We start from the raw sequence: 16,214 nt of genomic DNA, 5'->3' as shown, positions 1-16,214 counted from the left end.
CAGGGCCTGGGGTGGAAAAAAGTCATGTCGCACCCCGATGGAATGCCTAATGCCGAAAAATACTCATATCGGGAAACAAGGTCTGGCTGTTTTTCTTTCTTTTCTGATCGCGCTTTTCATCCTGGCGGGCCAGGCATTCGCAGCCGGCAGTCTTTCCGATTATCTCGCGAAGGTTCAGCCGACGGAGCTGTTTGCGGCGGCCGACCGCTTCGGTGAGCCGGTGGGTGAGCCGGCCATCGTGCCCGTCTACAAGGGCAAGGATATTGCCGGTTACGCCTATCTCAATTCCGATTTCACCAATTCGACCGGCTATTCCGGCAAGCCGATCCACATCGTCGTTGGTATCGACAAGGCCGGCGTTGTACGCGGTCTGAAACTTGTCGATCACAAGGAACCGATCGTGCTGATCGGCATACCCGAAGCCCGGGTGGTGGCGGCGCTGAATTCGGTGATCGGCCGCGATTTGGCGAAGGTTGCCAATGGCACGGAACGCCCGCCCCAGGTCGATATCGTCAGCGGCGCGACGGTGACGGTGCTGGTGATGGGCGACAGCGTGGTCCGCTCGGCGGTTAAGCTCATTCGCAGCGGCAGGCTCGGAGACGGTACGGCGGCGGGGGGCGTGGCCGCAGCACCGCAGGTGGTGAGAAAACTCGATCTTTCGAAACAGGACATATCCGACTGGCAGACGCTGCTTGGCGACGGTTCCATCCGCAGCCTGCGCCTGACGGTGGGCGAGGTATCGGACGCTTTCGCCAAAGCCGGACAGCCGGATGCGGCCCGGACACCGGAAACGCCCGATCCGCAGGATACGTTCATCGATCTCTACGTCGCGCCCGTCAGCGTGCCGGCCATTGGCCGCAGCCTTCTGGGCGAAGAGGGCTACGCGCGGCTGGCGAAACGCCTGAAGCCCGGCCAGTCGGCTATTCTGGTGGCGGGCGACGGCGCCTATTCCTTCAAGGGATCGGGTTATGTGCGCGGCGGCATTTTCGACCGTATCGAGCTTCTCCAGGACGGGCAGGGCATCCGTTTTCGCGACCGGGACCATACACGGCTGACGCAGATCGCTGCGGCCGGTGCGCCGCATCTGCGGGAAATCGCGCTTTACGTCGTCCCCGACAGCTTCGCCTTCGACATGACCGAACCGTGGGACCTGCAGCTTCTGGTGCAGCGCACCACCGGCGTTCGCGACAAGGCGACGATGCCCTATGATCTAGTTTATACGCTGCCGGACGCCTATGTGAGCGTCGAGATGCCTGCCGCGGCAGTACCGGCTGCGCCCGTGCCGGCGGCCGCAACGACGCCGGACGCCGTTGTTTTCGGGGAGGAAAGCGCGCCGCTCTGGGTCAGCATCTGGGAGATGAACCGCGTCTCCGTCGCCATCACCTTTGCCGGGCTTCTGGTTCTCACCGCCATCTTCTTCTTTCAGGACTGGCTGGTCAAACACCCGAAACTGTTCGGCTGGGTCCGGCGCGGCTATCTGCTCTTTGCGCTGGTCTGGCTCGGCTGGTATGCCAATGCGCAGCTTTCGGTGGTCAATGTCCTGACCTTCATCAATGCGCTGATCTCCGGTTTCCACTGGGACTTCTTCCTGTCGGCGCCGCTGATCTTCATTCTCTGGGCGTCTGTTGCTGCCGGGTTGCTATTTTGGGGACGCGGACCTTTCTGCGGTTGGCTCTGCCCCTTCGGCGCGCTGCAGGAACTCACCAACGGCGTCGCCAAATGGCTGAAGGTGCCGCAGGTCAAGCTGCCATGGGGCCTGCATGAGCGCCTCTGGCCCGTCAAATACATCATCTTCCTCGGCCTGTTCGGTCTGTCGCTCTATTCGCTGGCGCTGGCGGAGACCTTTGCCGAAATCGAGCCCTTCAAGACGGCGATCATCCTGAAATTCGCCCGCGAATGGCCCTTTGTGATCTTCGCGCTGACGCTGCTCGCCGCCGGCCTTTTCGTCGAGCGCTTTTATTGCCGGTATCTCTGCCCACTCGGCGCCGCACTCGCCATTCCCGGCCGTATCAGAATGTTCGAATGGCTGAAGCGCTGGCCGGAATGTGGTTCGCCCTGCCAGCGCTGTGCCAAGGAATGTCCCGTGCAGTCGATCCACCCGGAAGGGCAGATCAACGTCAACGAGTGCATCTACTGCATGCATTGCCAGGAACTTTATCAGGACGACCACCGCTGTCCGCACATGATTCAGGTGCGGCTGAAGCGGGAGAAATTCGTGGCGCTCTCCACCCCTCCGGAAAAGGGAAAAGAGCGTCCGAAAACCGTGGTTACCCACAAGGGCAAACCGATCGGCACAGATGAAGGGGTGGCGGGCGAACAGGCCTGAGCCACCATCAAAGGAGAGAACACATGTCGGATCGAAATATCGAAACTGGCCTCAGCAGACGCCAGCTTTTCGGTTCCACCGCGGCTGCCGCGCTGGCAGGAGCAGTGACAGTCGGCGGAGGCGCCGTTACGATTTCCAGTATTACTGCCGCACCTGCGCTCGCTGCAGGTGGGCAAGCCTTCGAGGTAAAGCCCGGGGAACTGGATGAATATTACGTATTTTTTTCGGGCGGACAGAGCGGGGAGATCCGTATTGTCGGTCTGCCATCGATGCGCGAGCTGATGCGCATTCCCGTGTTTAACCGGGACAGTGCGACGGGCTGGGGCCAGACCAATGAGAGCCGTAAAATCCTGACGGAAGGGTTGTTACCCGAAACCACGGAATATCTGAAAGACAAGGGCGGAATCTATCTCAATGGCGACCTGCACCATCCGCATCTTTCGTTCACGGAAGGCACCTATGACGGGCGTTATCTTTTCGCCAACGACAAGGCCAATACGCGCGTCTGCCGCATTCGCCTCGATGTCATGAAATGCGACAAGATCATCCAGCTGCCCAACCAGCACACGGTTCATGGCCTGCGCGTGCAGAAATATCCGCGCACCGGTTATGTCTTCGCCAATGGCGAGGACCGGGTGCCGATCCCCAATGACGGTTCGGTTCTCGATGATCACAAGCAGTATCATGCCATCTTCTCGGCCATTGACGGCGACACGATGAAGGTTGCCTGGCAGGTGATGGTCGACGGCAATCTCGACAATGTCGATGCCGACTATCAGGGCAAATATGCCTTCGCCACCTGCTACAATTCCGAGGAAGGCGTGAACCTCCAGGAGATGATGGCGAAGGATCAGGACTGGATCGTCGTGTTCAATCTGAAGCGCATCGAGGAAGCGGTCACCAAGGGCGAATTCAAGGAAATGGGCGGCGTGCCGGTGCTTGATGGTCGCCACGGCTCGAAGTTCACTCGCTATATTCCCGTGTCGAACGGCCCGCACGGCATGAACACCGCGCCCGACGGCATCCATATCGTCGCTAACGGCAAGCTCTCGCCAACCGTCACGGTCTTCGACGTGCGCCTGTTCGACGATCTCTTCGACGACAAGATCAAGCCACGCGATACCGTCGTGGCCGAACCCGAACTCGGTCTTGGCCCGCTTCACACCGCCTATGACGGTCGCGGCAATTGCTATACGACCCTGTTCATCGACAGCCAGATCTGCAAGTGGAACCTTGAGGATGCCAAACGCGCCTACAAGGGCGAGAAGGTCAATCCCATCCGCCAGAAGCTGGATGTCCAGTATCAGCCCGGCCACAACCACACATCCATGGGCCAGACCAAGGACGCCGATGGCAAGTGGCTCATCTCGCTCAACAAGTTCTCGAAGGACCGCTATCTGAATGTCGGTCCGCTGAAGCCCGAAAACGATCAACTGATCGATATTTCCGGCGACGAGATGGTGCTGGTGCACGACAACCCCACCTTTGCCGAACCGCATGACGCAACCATCGTCCATAATTCCAAGATCAACCCGGTCAGCATCTGGAGCCGCGACGACAGCTTCTTCGCCGATGCGGTGACGCAGGCGAAAGCCGACAACATCGACCTGCTGATCGACTCGGAGGTCATTCGCGATGGCGACAAGGTCCGCGTCTACATGACCTCGGCGGCGCCTGCCTTTGGTCTGGAGAGTTTCACCGTCAAGCAGGGCGACGAGGTAACGATTTACGTCACCAACATCGACGAGGTGGAAGACCTGACTCACGGTTTCTCGATCATCAATTACGGCATCAACATGGAAGTGGCGCCGCAGGCCACGGCATCCGTCACCTTCAAGGCCGATAAGCCCGGTGTGTGGTGGTATTATTGCTCGTGGTTCTGCCATGCCATGCACATGGAAATGAAGGGCCGTATGCTGGTGGAGCCGAAAAAGGCATGAGGCATCCAAAAGATGCGGCGAGATGGGGGATGGTGGCGGTTGTCGCCGCCATCCCCAGCCTGGCGGATGCCGAAACCATCCGTCTTGCCGCCGCCGCGACCCCCTCGCTTCAACAGGTCATTGACCATGCCCGGCCGGGTGACGAACTGGTTCTGGAAAGCGGCGAATTTTCAGGCCCGATCACCGTCGGCACCTCCATCGCCATGCGCGGCAAGCCGGAAGCGGCGATCCGCGGCAACGGTCAGGGCAGCGTCGTCACGATTACGGCCGAGGATGTGATCTTCAGCGGCATGACCGTCACCGGGGCCGGTGGGTCGCTCGAGGACATGAATTCCGGCGTGTTCGTTGCCCGCACCGCAAAACGGGCAATCGTCGAGAAGAACCGCATCGAAGGCAATCTCTACGGAATTTATCTGCATGGCGCCGACGATTCCATGGCGCGCGACAACGTCATCATCGGCACCGGTGAAGGCCGGCTCAGCGAAACCGGCAATGGCGTGACGGTCTGGAATGCCCCCGGCGCGCGCGTCACCGGCAACGATATCAGCTTCGGCCGCGACGGCATCGCCACCAATGCCAGCAAACGCAACGTGTTCAGCGGCAACAGGTTCAGCAATCTCCGATTTGCCATCCATTATATGTATACCGACGACAGCGAGATCAGCGACAATGTCTCCACCGGCAATTCGGTGGGATATGCCATCATGTTTTCCAGCCGCCTGAAGATCACCGGCAACGTCTCCGATGGCGACCGGGATCACGGCCTGCTGCTGAATTACGCCAACAGTTCCACCATCACCGGCAATACGGTGCGCGGCCATATGCAGCCCGCATCGCGCTGGAGCGAACGCGGCATCCGCTCACAGGAACATGGTGTGCCGGCCGCCGATGACGAGACCGCCGCGGATACCTCGGGAATGCGGCCCGGCCCGGAAAAATGCGTCTTCATCTACAATGCCAACCGCAACCGCCTGCGCGACAATCGTTTCGAAGGGTGCGATATCGGCATTCATTTCACCGCCGGTTCGGAAGGCAACATGATGAGCGGCAATGCTTTCATCGCGAACCGCAATCAGGTCAAATATGTCGGCACACGTTATGTCGACTGGTCGGAAAAGGGGCGCGGCAATTACTGGAGCGATAATCCCGCCTTCGATTTGGATGGCGACGGCATCGCCGATAATCCCTATCGCCCGAACGACCTGATTGACCGCGTGCTGTGGACCGCGCCGCAGGCGCGCGTGCTGACCAGCAGTCCGGCGGTGCAGGTGGTGCGCTGGGCGCAGGCGCGGTTTCCAGCCCTTCTGCCCGGCGGGGTCACCGACAGTCATCCCTTGATGTCGCCGCCGCAGCCTCCCAGGGAGCCACGCTCATGAGCCCGACCGTAAGCGTTCACGATGTAACCAAGACCTATGGCGGCAAGGTCAATGCCCTGCGCGAGCTGAGCTTCGATCTCCATGAAGGGGAGACCGTGGCGCTGGTTGGCCATAATGGCGCGGGAAAAACCACGCTGATCAAATTGCTGCTCGGGCTTATACGCCCGACGTCGGGGCATGTGGAGGTGCTGGGCGAGAACCCGGCGAATGGCGATTTCGCCGTGCGTCAGGCGCTCGGCTATCTGCCGGAAAGCGTGTCTTTCCATCTGGCGTTGACGGGGCGGGAAACGCTTGCCTTTTACGCCCGCCTCAAACGCGTGCCCATGCAATCCGCCGACAGCCTGTTCGAGCGTGTCGGCCTTGCCGCCGCGGCCGCCGACAGGCCCATTCGCACCTATTCCAAGGGTATGCGGCAAAGGCTTGGCCTTGCCCAGGCATTGCTCGGTGCACCAAGGGTTCTGCTGCTCGATGAACCGACCAGCGGCCTCGACCCGGCCCTGCGGCGCAATTTCTACAACCTCGTTGATGAATTGCGGGCAGGCGGCGCGACGATCCTCCTGTCGTCCCATGCGCTGGGGGAACTGGAAGACCGGGCCGGACGCGTCATCATTGTCAATCGTGGTGTGCGCATTGCCGATGGCACGCTGGATGATCTCAGACGGATTGCCAGCCTGCCGTCGCGTATCCGTATCCGCCCGACTGGCGGGGGTGGAGCCTCAGCACCCGCCGATCCCGCGGTGCAATGGACACCGACCGGAGACGGCGCTTACGAGACGGAGGTGGCGCATGCCGCAAGGCTGCCACTGCTGCACCGCCTCACTGCGGCTGCCGCCGGTATCGAAGCCCTGAGCCTTATCGAGCCGACGCTCGATGATCTCTATGCCCATTTCCTGAACAGCCAGGAGGCCGCGTCGTGAACAATATCCTGATCATTGCGGGGAAGGAAATTCGCGAAGGCATGCGCAATCGCTGGGTGCTGGCCACGACATTGCTGCTGGCAATGCTGGCCCTGACGCTGACGTTTCTCGGCAGCGCGCCGACCGGCAATGTCGGCGCCAGCCGCATGGATGTGGTCATCGTCAGTCTCTCCAGCCTGACGATCTTCCTTGTGCCACTGATTGCGCTGCTGATTTCCCATGATGCCATCGTGGGTGAGGTGGAGCGTGGCACCATGCTGCTGCTGCTCGCCTATCCGGTGGGGCGCAGCCAGATCGTTCTGGGCAAGTTTCTCGGCCACATCGCCATCCTCTGCTTCGCCACCACCTGCGGATATGGCACGGCGGCGCTTGCGCTGGCGCTGATGGGTGGCGCCACCGGTCTTGGGGGCTGGCTGTCGTTTATTTCCATGACGGCATCGTCCGTGCTGCTTGGTGCGGTCTTTGTCGCCATCGGTTATCTCGTCAGTGCGCTATCTTCGGAGCGCAGCACGGCCGGCGGCGTGACGATTGGCATCTGGCTGTTCTTCGTGCTGATCTACGACATGGCTCTGCTTGGCGGACTGGTGGCGGCACAGGGCCGTTCTCTGCCCGGCGGATTACTGGATTTCCTGCTGCTCGCCAATCCGACGGATGCCTACCGGCTCCTCAATCTCGGCAGTGGCGGGGCGGCGGCCCTTTCCGGCATGGGCGGGCTTGCCAAAAACTCCATCCTCACCAGTGGCGTGCTGCTTGCCGCCCTTTGCGCCTGGACGGTTGTTCCGCTCGGCCTCGCTTCGCTGCTTTTCTCAAGGAGGGACGTATGAAAACGGTCCGTTTTGCCCTTGTTTTTGTGGCTTCGCTGCTGCTTGCGGCCTGCGAAAATGAACAGCAGGCGGAAATGCCGCCGCCATTTTCGCTCACCGCCGAGGCCATGGGTCGATATTGCGGCATGAATGTGTTGGAACATGCCGGGCCGAAAGGGCAGATCATCCTGCGGCAGATACCGGAAGCCATATGGTTCTCCTCGGCGCGCGACACGGTGGCCTTCACCATGCTGCCGGACGAGCCGAAGGAGATCGCGGCAATCTATGTCTCGGACATGGGGCGGGCTCCAAGCTGGGACAAGCCCGGTGCGGAGAACTGGGTCGATGCCCGCAAGGCCTTCTTCGTGATCGGCAGCGCGCGTCGCGGTGGCATGGGCGCGGAGGAAGCCGTGCCCTTTTCCGAAGAGGCCGCCGCCAGGGACTTTGCCGGCAGCAATGGTGGCGAAGTGGTGAAATTTGACGATCTGCCGGAGAGCTACATTCTCGGTGCGGGCGGTGAGGCGGCGGATGATGCGCCGGCCGGGGGAGCGCATGACCATGGATGACAGACATCATGACGGATACGGGAATGGCAGGCCGGGCCGTCGCCGCTTCATCACGCTCATGGCCGCCTTCGCCGGTCTGCCGCTTCTGCCCGGCAAGGGGTTTACCGGGGCATCGCCGGTCATCTGGCGGGGGCAGGCGCTTGGCGCGCCGGCAACGCTGGTGCTGAACCATGAGGACCGCGCCGAAGCCGGGCGCCTGCTGCGCCGGGTTGTGGCCGAGGTTTTGCGTCTCGAAGATATTTTCAGCCTGTTCCGCGAAGGGTCGGCGCTGGCTGAACTCAACCGCACCGGCGTGCTGGCCGCGCCACCTTCCGAGATGGTGGAACTGCTGGACCTGTGCCGCAGGTTCCACGGGCTCGCGGAGGGCGCGTTCGATCCGACGATACAGCCGCTCTGGCTGCTGCATGCCCGGCATTTTTCACGCGATGGTGCCGATCCCGCCGGCCCGTCGGCAAGGGATAGGCGCAAGGCGCTGGCGCTGGTGGGTTTCGACAGGGTGCATTTCGACCGGAACCGCATCTCGCTGCCGCAGCGCGGCATGGGTTTGACGCTGAATGGTGTCGCCCAGGGATATGTGACAGACAGGATTGTCGCACTGCTGCGCGATGCGGGCGTGACGAGCAGCCTGGTGGACATGGGAGAAAATCGCGCTATCGGCGCCAATGCGCAGGGTGCGCCATGGCGTATCGGCCTTGCGCAATCGGAAGATGCCACCCGACCCGATATGGTTCTTGATATCATCGACCGGGCGGTGGCCACTTCGGCGGGCGCGGGCTTCCATTTCGACCGAGCCGGGCATTTCAGCCATATTCTCGATCCGCGCACCGGCCTGACGGCTCGCCGTTATGCCCGTATGTCTGTGGTGGCTGACGATGCGGCGACTGCCGACGCCCTGTCGACCGCCTTTAGCCTGATGGATGAGCCGCAGATCGAGACGCTACGCCGTTCGTTGCGCGATGTACAGGTCTATCTGCGCGTTTGAGCGCGCAGATAGTTGTCGTCGGTTTTACCGCGCCGCAATTGGTACGATGACGGGGAAGCCGTCCGAATGGACGATAGTCGCCTCTATGCGGTAGGTGTTGCGGATGTTTTCGCCGCTGAGCACCACGTCATGCGATCCACAGGCCACCAGCCTGCCGTTTTCCAGCAGAAGCAGACTTTGCGCGTGGCGCGCGGCGAGATTGAGGTCGTGCATGGCCATGATAACGAGCGCGCCGGTTTTTTCCACGTAGCCCGTTAGCATTTCCAGCACGCGCATCTGATGGCGCAGGTCTAGCGCGCTGGTGGCTTCATCGAGGATTAGCAATTCCGGTTCGCGCATCAGGCGCTGCGCCAGAAGGACAAGCTGCTGCTGGCCGCCGGAAAGCGCGTTCATCGGCCGGTTGGCGAGGGAATGCAGGCCGAAGGAGTCGAGCATGGCGGAAGCGGCGTCGAGATCACGCCGGTTCACATGCCAGCCGAGTTTTTCGCGCCTGCCCAGCAACAGCACTTCCAGTACTGAAAGCGAGGATTGTACGGTGCAATATTGCGGCATGAAGCCGACCCTGTTGCCATCTGTTCGGTTGCCGTGCCATGTAATGGCGCCGGTGAAGGCGATGTGACCGGCAACAGCGCCGAGCAGGGTTGATTTGCCGGTGCCGTTCGGTCCGATCAGGGCTGCGATCTGTCCGCGCGCGATGGTGGCGGATACCGAATGAATGATCTGCGTTCCTCCACGGTGGACACCAACCGCTGCCAGAACAAGTCCTTCCGTCATTTCAGGTCTCCGTTACTGCGCCTTGCGATGACCGCAAACAGGATCGGCACACCGGCCACTGCCGTGATGATGCCAACGGGAATGACCGCCGCCGGCGAGATGATCTTGCCGAAGACCGAAGCGCCGATGAGGATGATTGCACCGGTCATTGCCGAGACGGGGAGGGAGAAACGGTGATCCTCACCGACCAGGGCGCGGGCGGCGTGCGGGGCGATCAGCCCCACAAAGCCGATGGTGCCGACGAAGGAGACGGCGGCTGCGGTTAGCACCGCTACAAGCATGAAGCTACGGCGGCGAAACCTGTCGACATTCATGCCGAGGCTGGCGGCATTGGCATCACCAAGGCGCAGCGTCGTCAGATGCCAGGCGTCGCGCATCAGGAGCGGCAGGCAGCCGAGAAGGATGATCGAGACCACCAGCACGCTGGTCCAGGTCGCCTTTAGCAGGCTGCCGAACAGCCAGAAGACAATCTGCTGCAGCACCTCAGGCGAGGCCATAAACTGCATCAGCGACTGCATGGACTGGAAGAAGAACAGGACGGCAATGCCGGCCAGCACCAGGATTTCCGGCCGTGAACCGCGCAGAATCGCGATGGAATAAACCAGTCCGCAGGCCAGCAGCGTCATGAGGAAAGCCGAGATTGGGGTGATTAGAAATCCCGGCGCGGGAATCCACGCGCCGAACATGATGGCAAGGGCCGCCCCGAAACCCGCCGCGGCGGAAAAGCCGAGCGTGAAGGGGCTGGCGAGCGGGTTGGCGAGGATGGTCTGCATCTGTAGGCCGGCAAGGCCGAGGCACATGCCGACAAGCATGCCCATGACGGTTTGCGGCATACGCAATTGCCAAAGAATGGTGGCCGCCATGCGGTCCTCGCCGAAAGGCCCTGCCATCAGCGCGCGCCAGAGATCGGCAAGCGGCATTCCGGACGGGCCGCTTGTCAGGTCCAGTATGACGAGAAGCGCAAGGCCTGCGGCGCAGCCGACGGCTGCTGCCAGCCGCCGTCTTGTTTCGCGCGCATAAGCGGGGTGAGGCCCTTCCCCTGTCATCGTCGCGGCCATGATCATTGTCCCGCCGGTTGATGTCGCAGCACAAACACGCCTTCGGCGCGAACCGGCAGCCATTTTTCATAAAACCGTTCGATCTCCCCACCGGGGTCGATGTCGCTGAAGGCCTCTGGATAAAGGAGCTTGGCGATATATTGCACATAGATGAAGTCGGACAGTGTGCGCGTCCCGCCGTGATAGATGGCATGGACCTCATCGTTTTTGACCGCAGGCAGATCGGCCCAACCCGGCCGCTTGAAGTAGGCGCCGAGACGGTCGTTCGCCAGTGTTTTGTCTGCGTTAAAACCGAGAAGCACGGCGGCGGGCGAGCCTGTCCATTCCGAGCCGGCGATAACGACGATGTCCGGCTTTGCCGAAAGCGTATATTCCGGGCTGAGAGGCCCCCAGTTCTCGATCTGCCCCTTGGCGATATTGACGCCGCCGAGCATGTCGATCACACCACCCCACATGCCCTTGCCATAGGTGTTGCCGATCTCGTTCGGGCCTTTCTTGCCGAGTTCCACGTAGATTTTTTTCGGGGAGGGTCCCGCCTTCGCCGCCCGCGCGAGAATATCGTCCATGGCGGCGCGGTAGCCGTTGGCAAGCTCCTTTGCCCGCTCCTCCTGCCCCGTCACCTTGCCGAGAAGCAGGGTGGAGCGCACATGTTTGTCGACGGTCTGCGCATTGTAGTCGATAACGACAACGGGAATGCCGGCAGCTTCCAGCTGGTCCGCATTGGCTCCCAGAGCGTCATATTGCCAGGCCGCCAGAATGACGAGATCGGGCCTTGCCGCAATCGCCCTCTCCACCGAGAATGTGCCGGTTTCAGTGTCGCCGACATCGGTCAGGCTGGAAATGGAGGGAATGGCTTTCACATAGGCCGCATATTGTTCGGGCCGCCAGTCTTTCCACGGCGTTAGCGAGAGCGCCACGACCCTCTCCATCGCCCCTGTCCCGGCAACGGCGATGTAATCCTCGTAGTTGAAGCCGAGGAGGATGCGCCTTGCCGGCTCGTGGATTGTCACTTCGCGGTCGCGCAGGTCTTTTACGGTGATATCGGCCAATGCCGGAAAGGCGAGCCCGGAAAGCAGGCCGGCGAACGCCAGCCAGAGAAATTTATGCATTGTCTGGTCCTTTGAGCAGGCAGCCGATCCCGAAGCGCCGCCCGGTACCGGTGAGGCAATCGATGATGCTGCCAATGGCTGGAATATGCGTGTCGCCTGCGAGCCCAGCCAATCCCGGCGCTGTTCCGGAAAAACGGCTGCCATGGCTAGCCTTTGGCGGAGATCGGTGAGGGAAGGAGAGAAACCCGTCTGCCAATCCGCAGGCCCAGGGCTATCGCAGGGACACGTTTTTCATGCGGTCAGACGGAAAAGGGCGGAGCCCGGGGTGCGGCAGCCGCCAGAAGAACGGGCGGCCTGGAGGCGGTGTTATCCGCCACGAAACCCTCGGCAGTCTTGATGACCAGCGCTACGCCCGTCAGATCGGCCGGCTGCGGCAAAAGGATGCCCGCAACGATGCGGCAGACCTCGCATACGAGTGTCAGGGCATGGCGGTCGGGATGCGGCTTTTCCCCGTCGTGATCAAGCGTATGGCAAAGATTCGGCAGGCTGCCGTCCGGCATCATATAGGCGGAAATTTCAGTCTCGGCGAAACCGACCCCGGCTACCGGCACTCGATGCGCGAAACCAATGGTAAAAAGGGCGAGCGCGCACAAAATGCGCACCCCCTTCTGCCATGTCGCCGCCTTCGCGATCATTATCGGAATCCTCTCGCTAATAGATCCGAAATTCGCTGCACATTTCCCTCTGTCAATTCATCCACGGCCGACAGTTTGCCACATCCGGGATGACTTGACGTCACGTAATCACTCTGGGGCAGCGTCCGTACTTTGTCTCTGCGATAAATCAAACAACTCGTGTTTCACGCACGTCTACTGGTCCGGCGCTGGAGTATCTGTTGTGATCATCCCTCGGTGACGTTCCAACCGCCCCTTCTGAATCATTAGGCTCAAGAGCCGAGCAATTCTCGGAAGGCCTGGCACGGACGATCTGCTCGGCCGACAGGGTGACCTTCGCGGCCGCCCGGTTGGAGTTGAGGTGCTCGATGGTGCGGGCAGATGAACGGCAGGGTGCCTTTCGAGGCTACGCACGCGATGGCGACCTTGCCAGAAGCGCCACCTGCCTCATTGACGACTTCGATCAGGGTGTCGAAGATCGCCGTAGGCTGCGGCGAGTTCTCTTGCTGGAAGGTGTTACCGCCCATGGCCTCCTTCCGGCCGATCTCTCCCCGGTGATACTTGCCAGTGAGCAGGCCTCCGCTGAGCGGCGACCAAGTGACGCTGGCCCGCCGCGCAGAATCGGCGTTGAAGCTTGCCAGTGCTATCCGGAGCCTGAATACAAGCCCGATGGGTGACGGCGCTGCCCCACGGACTTATCTGTATAACCTCTACGAATACCGCACGAAAATATGCGACTTTGACACGTATACCACCTTGAAATTTAGTGATCGCAATAACAAAGGAGGCGAACATGACTAACAAAACTGGGATATCAAGACTTTCCGCATTCACCGCTATCTTTCTTTCGAGCGTCGTCCTTCCAGAAGCCGCACAGTCCGCCACTCTTCGAGTCGGCGCTGCAGCTGAGAATGTCGCCTCCCTCGATCCGACCAGAGCCACTGCGACGGTCGACGTCGGTATCGTCTCGTGGATGTTCAACGGTCTTGTTCGCTTTCCGCCGGGCAGCGCGGATCCGACGAAGATCGAGCCGGATCTTGCCGAGAAATGGGAAGCATCGGCAGATGGGTTGGTCTGGACGTTCCGTCTGAGAAAGGATGTGAAGTTCCATGGTGACTATGGGACGGTTAGCTCCGAGGATGTCGTCTACTCTCTGGAACGGGCAAAAAATCCGAAAACCTCTTCCTTCTCGAACGACTTCAGCGAAGTCAAATCGATCCAAGCGATCGACCCGCTGACCGTGAAAATTACGTTGAATAGCCCTGTTCCCGGTTTCTTGGGTCTGATTGCAAACTATCATGGCGGCAACATTATCAGTAAGAAGGCCGCCGAGAAGCTTGGAGCCGATTTCAAGCTTCGTCCGATCGGAACTGGGCCATTCATGTTCGAGAGCGCGGTCACGCAACAATCAGTAACGCTGAAAGCGTTCCCCGACTACTTCCGCGGCAAGCCGAAACTGGATGGCATCCAGTACAATCTTATTCCATCAGACGCGAGCCGCGAACTGGCGTTTCGCTCAGGTGAGCTCGATCTCATCAATGGCAAGCGCGAACAGCGCTGGGTCGAACAGGCCAAGACATGGGACGGTTCAACGATCGATATCTTCGCGCCGGGTGAATACCGCACTCTGTTCCTAAATCAGGCCCACAAGCCGCTCGACAACGTCAAAGTGCGCCAGGCAATCGCACATGCTATAAACGTCGATCAAATTGTTGAGTTTGTCGGTGCCGCCGTTGCCCAAAAGGGCTGCTCGGTCGTGCCTCCTGGTTTTCTTGGCGAGGACTGCGCCTGGACATATAAATTCGATCCGGACCTGTCAAAGAAGCTTCTGGCTGAGGCCGGCTTTAGTAAGGGAATGACGATCAAGGCCATCGTTTCATCAATCACCGCGCAACAGCCCATTATGCAGGTCGTGCAGGGACAACTGTCGGAGGTCGGCATTAATATGGATATGCAGATTGTCGATCACGCAACCTATCAAGAGCAATCGCGCAAAGACCTCAGCGACATTGTTTTCTATGGAGCTGCGCGTTACCCTGTTGCCGACAGCTATCTTAGCCAGTTCTATCACTCTAGCTCCTCGATCGGAAAGCCGACGGCAGTCACCAATTTCTCGCATTGCGATGCCGCTGATGCGGAAATCGAAGCTGGCCGCAAGGCAGCAGCGGATCCTGAACGTTTGAAGGCATGGTCTGAAGCGCAGCACAAGATATATGATCAGGTGTGCGGGATCCCACTCTTCAACTTGATGCAGGTCTGGGTCCGTACGAACCAGCTCGACTACGGGTACGAGCTCAAGGGCGCCTTGAACCTGGCGCCTCCCATTACGGAAAATACGACGCTCAAGCAGTAACCGAGATCAATCCTCCCCACCTTACCCCGGCCCGCGCTTCCTCCTCTTGGAACGTTACTGGCCGGGGTCTTGTTTCAGACGGAGAGAGTGCTGTTGGCTGCCGCCAGATGCACCTGTCTGGAGAATTCCAGCACCAGATCCGTGTGCCGAGCCCGTGCCGGGCGATAAAGCCTGTACTCAGCATCAATGCTCGGGATAAACGGACGCAACGCAACACGTCCCTTTGCGCATTCCATCGAAATCGGATCCGACACTGTCACTCCCAAGCCCGCAGCAACGAACTCCGCGACATTCGGTGCTGTCGCTGCTTCCATGGTGATTTTTGGTTTCAAACCATGCGCCTCGAATGCCGCATCGACCTTTGTGCGCGATCGGCTTGAATCGCCAAAAGCGACAAACGGTTCTGACGCCAACTCTACCGGAGTGAGCTCAGCCTTTTCGAGCAAATGGTGCCCGAGAGGCAGGATAGCGGCCATGGGTGGACTCTCTATCGGTTCGACGATGATTGTCGGATGCTCCAGGCCGCTCTTGACCAGCGCGAGATCGATACGCCCCAGAAGCACCGATTCCGTCAGGAACTGGGAGGCTTGCGTTTCAACCTCAACGAACACATCCGGATAGCGGGCGCGAAACGACCCCACGACCCGACCGAGAAAAGGCCCCGACAGACTAGGCATCACGCCAATGACAAGATGGCCGGATTCTTCTCTCCGCATTGCCTCGACCGCGCGAGCGACCTGATTGACACCACCGAAGATGCGCTTGATCTCTTCGTAAAGCCGCATCCCACGGTCCGTGGGGACAAGCCGGCCGCTCTCTCGTTCGAAAAGCTTCAGTCCGCTGTCCAGTTCGAGATCCTGGATGAGCTTGCTCGCAGCGGGTTGCGATATCCTGAGGACTTCCGAAGCGCGGCTAACCGTTCCGGTTTCAACAACTGCAATTAACCCTTCCAGCTGCCTAAGGCTTGGATTTCTCATACCTATAACCCACGCGAATATGAAGACAAAGTTTTCGACTTTGACTTTCTACCCCTGAGGGTTTGAAGTTACAATAATAATATGGGGAACTACTGCCGTGCCTCTCGAACTTCTCCCGCCTAGAACAGGCGTTGGTGAGGTCGCAATGATAATGCGACGTCATCACTCAATTAGTGACCGCCCGCGTACCCGTGACTCTGGGTGGTGTGCGTTGGCCGTTGCCAATATCTCACTTGCTTTTCTGAATTGCAGACGTGTCGGCCGGACAGCGCCAGGCTCAGGCTCTGCGCGCGCCATGCCGCGTCTTCACGGGCTGACGTTCCGCTTCTTCGCCTCCTCGACCAGCGATCACCATGGCTCGATCGACGCGGGCTCAATTTTCAAAAACCTTGGTGACCCCTTGGTGAGCTGCATCGATG

General features: G+C 60.2%; 14 protein-coding genes. 8 read left to right on the top strand and 6 right to left on the bottom strand.

The genetic code is table 11. The annotated features are described in order from the left end of the window. The first annotated feature begins 49 nt into the window (after nucleotides 1-49). From O3S81_RS25010 to O3S81_RS24980, 7 genes are read left to right on the top strand one after another with little or no spacing between them, the layout of a single operon-like run. Entirely contained in the window at nucleotides 50-2,326 is a 2,277-nt protein-coding gene (locus tag O3S81_RS25010) for a NosR/NirI family protein (RefSeq protein ID WP_269347524.1), read from the top strand. A gap of 23 nt (nucleotides 2,327-2,349) precedes the next feature. Further along, on the top strand, nucleotides 2,350-4,266 hold the full coding sequence (gene nosZ, locus O3S81_RS25005; protein WP_269347523.1) for a TAT-dependent nitrous-oxide reductase: 1,917 nt from the start codon (nucleotides 2,350-2,352) through the stop codon (nucleotides 4,264-4,266). Continuing rightward, nucleotides 4,263-5,642: a nitrous oxide reductase family maturation protein NosD gene (locus O3S81_RS25000; protein ID WP_269347522.1), complete on the top strand. Its 1,380-nt coding sequence runs from the start codon at nucleotides 4,263-4,265 to the stop codon at nucleotides 5,640-5,642. Before nosZ ends, O3S81_RS25000 begins: the two co-directional genes overlap by 4 nt. Continuing rightward, complete coding sequence (locus O3S81_RS24995) at nucleotides 5,639-6,559, top strand: ABC transporter ATP-binding protein (protein ID WP_137454866.1); 921 nt, start codon at nucleotides 5,639-5,641, stop codon at nucleotides 6,557-6,559. The genes O3S81_RS25000 and O3S81_RS24995 overlap by 4 nt, the downstream gene beginning before the upstream one ends. After that, nucleotides 6,556-7,383 (top strand): ABC transporter permease, encoded by an 828-nt coding sequence (locus tag O3S81_RS24990; protein WP_269347521.1) that lies wholly within the window; start codon nucleotides 6,556-6,558, stop codon nucleotides 7,381-7,383. Before O3S81_RS24995 ends, O3S81_RS24990 begins: the two co-directional genes overlap by 4 nt. Next, on the top strand, nucleotides 7,380-7,928 hold the full coding sequence (locus O3S81_RS24985) for a nitrous oxide reductase accessory protein NosL (protein WP_269347520.1): 549 nt from the start codon (nucleotides 7,380-7,382) through the stop codon (nucleotides 7,926-7,928). The genes O3S81_RS24990 and O3S81_RS24985 overlap by 4 nt, the downstream gene beginning before the upstream one ends. Beyond that, complete coding sequence (locus O3S81_RS24980; protein ID WP_269347519.1) at nucleotides 7,921-8,910, top strand: FAD:protein FMN transferase; 990 nt, start codon at nucleotides 7,921-7,923, stop codon at nucleotides 8,908-8,910. Before O3S81_RS24985 ends, O3S81_RS24980 begins: the two co-directional genes overlap by 8 nt. A gap of 24 nt (nucleotides 8,911-8,934) precedes the next feature. Here O3S81_RS24980 and O3S81_RS24975 read toward each other — a convergent pair whose 3' ends face one another. The 5 genes from O3S81_RS24975 to O3S81_RS24955 all read right to left on the bottom strand — a co-directional run bounded on the left by O3S81_RS24975 (nucleotide 8,935) and on the right by O3S81_RS24955 (nucleotide 12,992). Next, a complete protein-coding gene (locus tag O3S81_RS24975; protein ID WP_269347518.1) occupies nucleotides 8,935-9,684 on the bottom strand; it encodes an ABC transporter ATP-binding protein in 750 nt (249 codons plus the stop codon). Then, nucleotides 9,681-10,742 carry a FecCD family ABC transporter permease gene (locus O3S81_RS24970; protein ID WP_269347517.1) on the bottom strand — a complete coding sequence of 354 codons (1,062 nt, stop codon included), beginning with the start codon at nucleotides 10,740-10,742 and terminating at the stop codon, nucleotides 9,681-9,683. Before O3S81_RS24970 ends, O3S81_RS24975 begins: the two co-directional genes overlap by 4 nt. Before the next feature lie 2 nt (nucleotides 10,743-10,744). Next, the gene (locus O3S81_RS24965) at nucleotides 10,745-11,851 is read right to left on the bottom strand and encodes an ABC transporter substrate-binding protein (protein WP_269347516.1); all 1,107 of its coding nucleotides are present in this window, start codon (nucleotides 11,849-11,851) and stop codon (nucleotides 10,745-10,747) included. Between the two features lie 239 nt (nucleotides 11,852-12,090). Then, a complete protein-coding gene (locus O3S81_RS24960; protein WP_269347515.1) occupies nucleotides 12,091-12,486 on the bottom strand; it encodes a hypothetical protein in 396 nt (131 codons plus the stop codon). Nucleotides 12,487-12,737: 251 nt separating this feature from the next. Beyond that, nucleotides 12,738-12,992 carry a hypothetical protein gene (locus O3S81_RS24955; protein ID WP_269347514.1) on the bottom strand — a complete coding sequence of 85 codons (255 nt, stop codon included), beginning with the start codon at nucleotides 12,990-12,992 and terminating at the stop codon, nucleotides 12,738-12,740. Between the two features lie 266 nt (nucleotides 12,993-13,258). Between O3S81_RS24955 and O3S81_RS24950 the strand changes: the two genes are divergently transcribed. Beyond that, nucleotides 13,259-14,818 (top strand): ABC transporter substrate-binding protein, encoded by a 1,560-nt coding sequence (locus tag O3S81_RS24950; protein ID WP_269347513.1) that lies wholly within the window; start codon nucleotides 13,259-13,261, stop codon nucleotides 14,816-14,818. A gap of 74 nt (nucleotides 14,819-14,892) precedes the next feature. Here O3S81_RS24950 and O3S81_RS24945 read toward each other — a convergent pair whose 3' ends face one another. Further along, nucleotides 14,893-15,795 carry a LysR substrate-binding domain-containing protein gene (locus tag O3S81_RS24945; protein WP_269347512.1) on the bottom strand — a complete coding sequence of 301 codons (903 nt, stop codon included), beginning with the start codon at nucleotides 15,793-15,795 and terminating at the stop codon, nucleotides 14,893-14,895. Nucleotides 15,796-16,214: the final 419 nt, after the last annotated feature.

Origin of the sequence: Agrobacterium sp. SOY23 (genome assembly GCF_027212525.1) — a bacterium.
GTDB lineage: Bacteria > Pseudomonadota > Alphaproteobacteria > Rhizobiales > Rhizobiaceae > Agrobacterium > Agrobacterium tumefaciens_I.
Note: the sequence above shows the minus strand (reverse complement) of the source record. Positions and strands in the feature narration are given on the sequence as shown.

Coding starts and splice junctions, on each gene's coding strand:
- O3S81_RS25010 (WP_269347524.1), top strand. CDS start 50: ATGCCGAAAAATACTCATATCGGGAAACAAGGTCTGGCTGTTTTTCTT.
- nosZ (WP_269347523.1), top strand. CDS start 2,350: ATGTCGGATCGAAATATCGAAACTGGCCTCAGCAGACGCCAGCTTTTC.
- O3S81_RS25000 (WP_269347522.1), top strand. CDS start 4,263: ATGAGGCATCCAAAAGATGCGGCGAGATGGGGGATGGTGGCGGTTGTC.
- O3S81_RS24995 (WP_137454866.1), top strand. CDS start 5,639: ATGAGCCCGACCGTAAGCGTTCACGATGTAACCAAGACCTATGGCGGC.
- O3S81_RS24985 (WP_269347520.1), top strand. CDS start 7,380: ATGAAAACGGTCCGTTTTGCCCTTGTTTTTGTGGCTTCGCTGCTGCTT.
- O3S81_RS24980 (WP_269347519.1), top strand. CDS start 7,921: ATGGATGACAGACATCATGACGGATACGGGAATGGCAGGCCGGGCCGT.
- O3S81_RS24975 (WP_269347518.1), bottom strand. CDS start 9,684: ATGACGGAAGGACTTGTTCTGGCAGCGGTTGGTGTCCACCGTGGAGGA.
- O3S81_RS24970 (WP_269347517.1), bottom strand. CDS start 10,742: ATGGCCGCGACGATGACAGGGGAAGGGCCTCACCCCGCTTATGCGCGC.
- O3S81_RS24965 (WP_269347516.1), bottom strand. CDS start 11,851: ATGCATAAATTTCTCTGGCTGGCGTTCGCCGGCCTGCTTTCCGGGCTC.
- O3S81_RS24960 (WP_269347515.1), bottom strand. CDS start 12,486: ATGATCGCGAAGGCGGCGACATGGCAGAAGGGGGTGCGCATTTTGTGC.
- O3S81_RS24955 (WP_269347514.1), bottom strand. CDS start 12,992: ATGGGCGGTAACACCTTCCAGCAAGAGAACTCGCCGCAGCCTACGGCG.
- O3S81_RS24950 (WP_269347513.1), top strand. CDS start 13,259: ATGACTAACAAAACTGGGATATCAAGACTTTCCGCATTCACCGCTATC.
- O3S81_RS24945 (WP_269347512.1), bottom strand. CDS start 15,795: ATGAGAAATCCAAGCCTTAGGCAGCTGGAAGGGTTAATTGCAGTTGTT.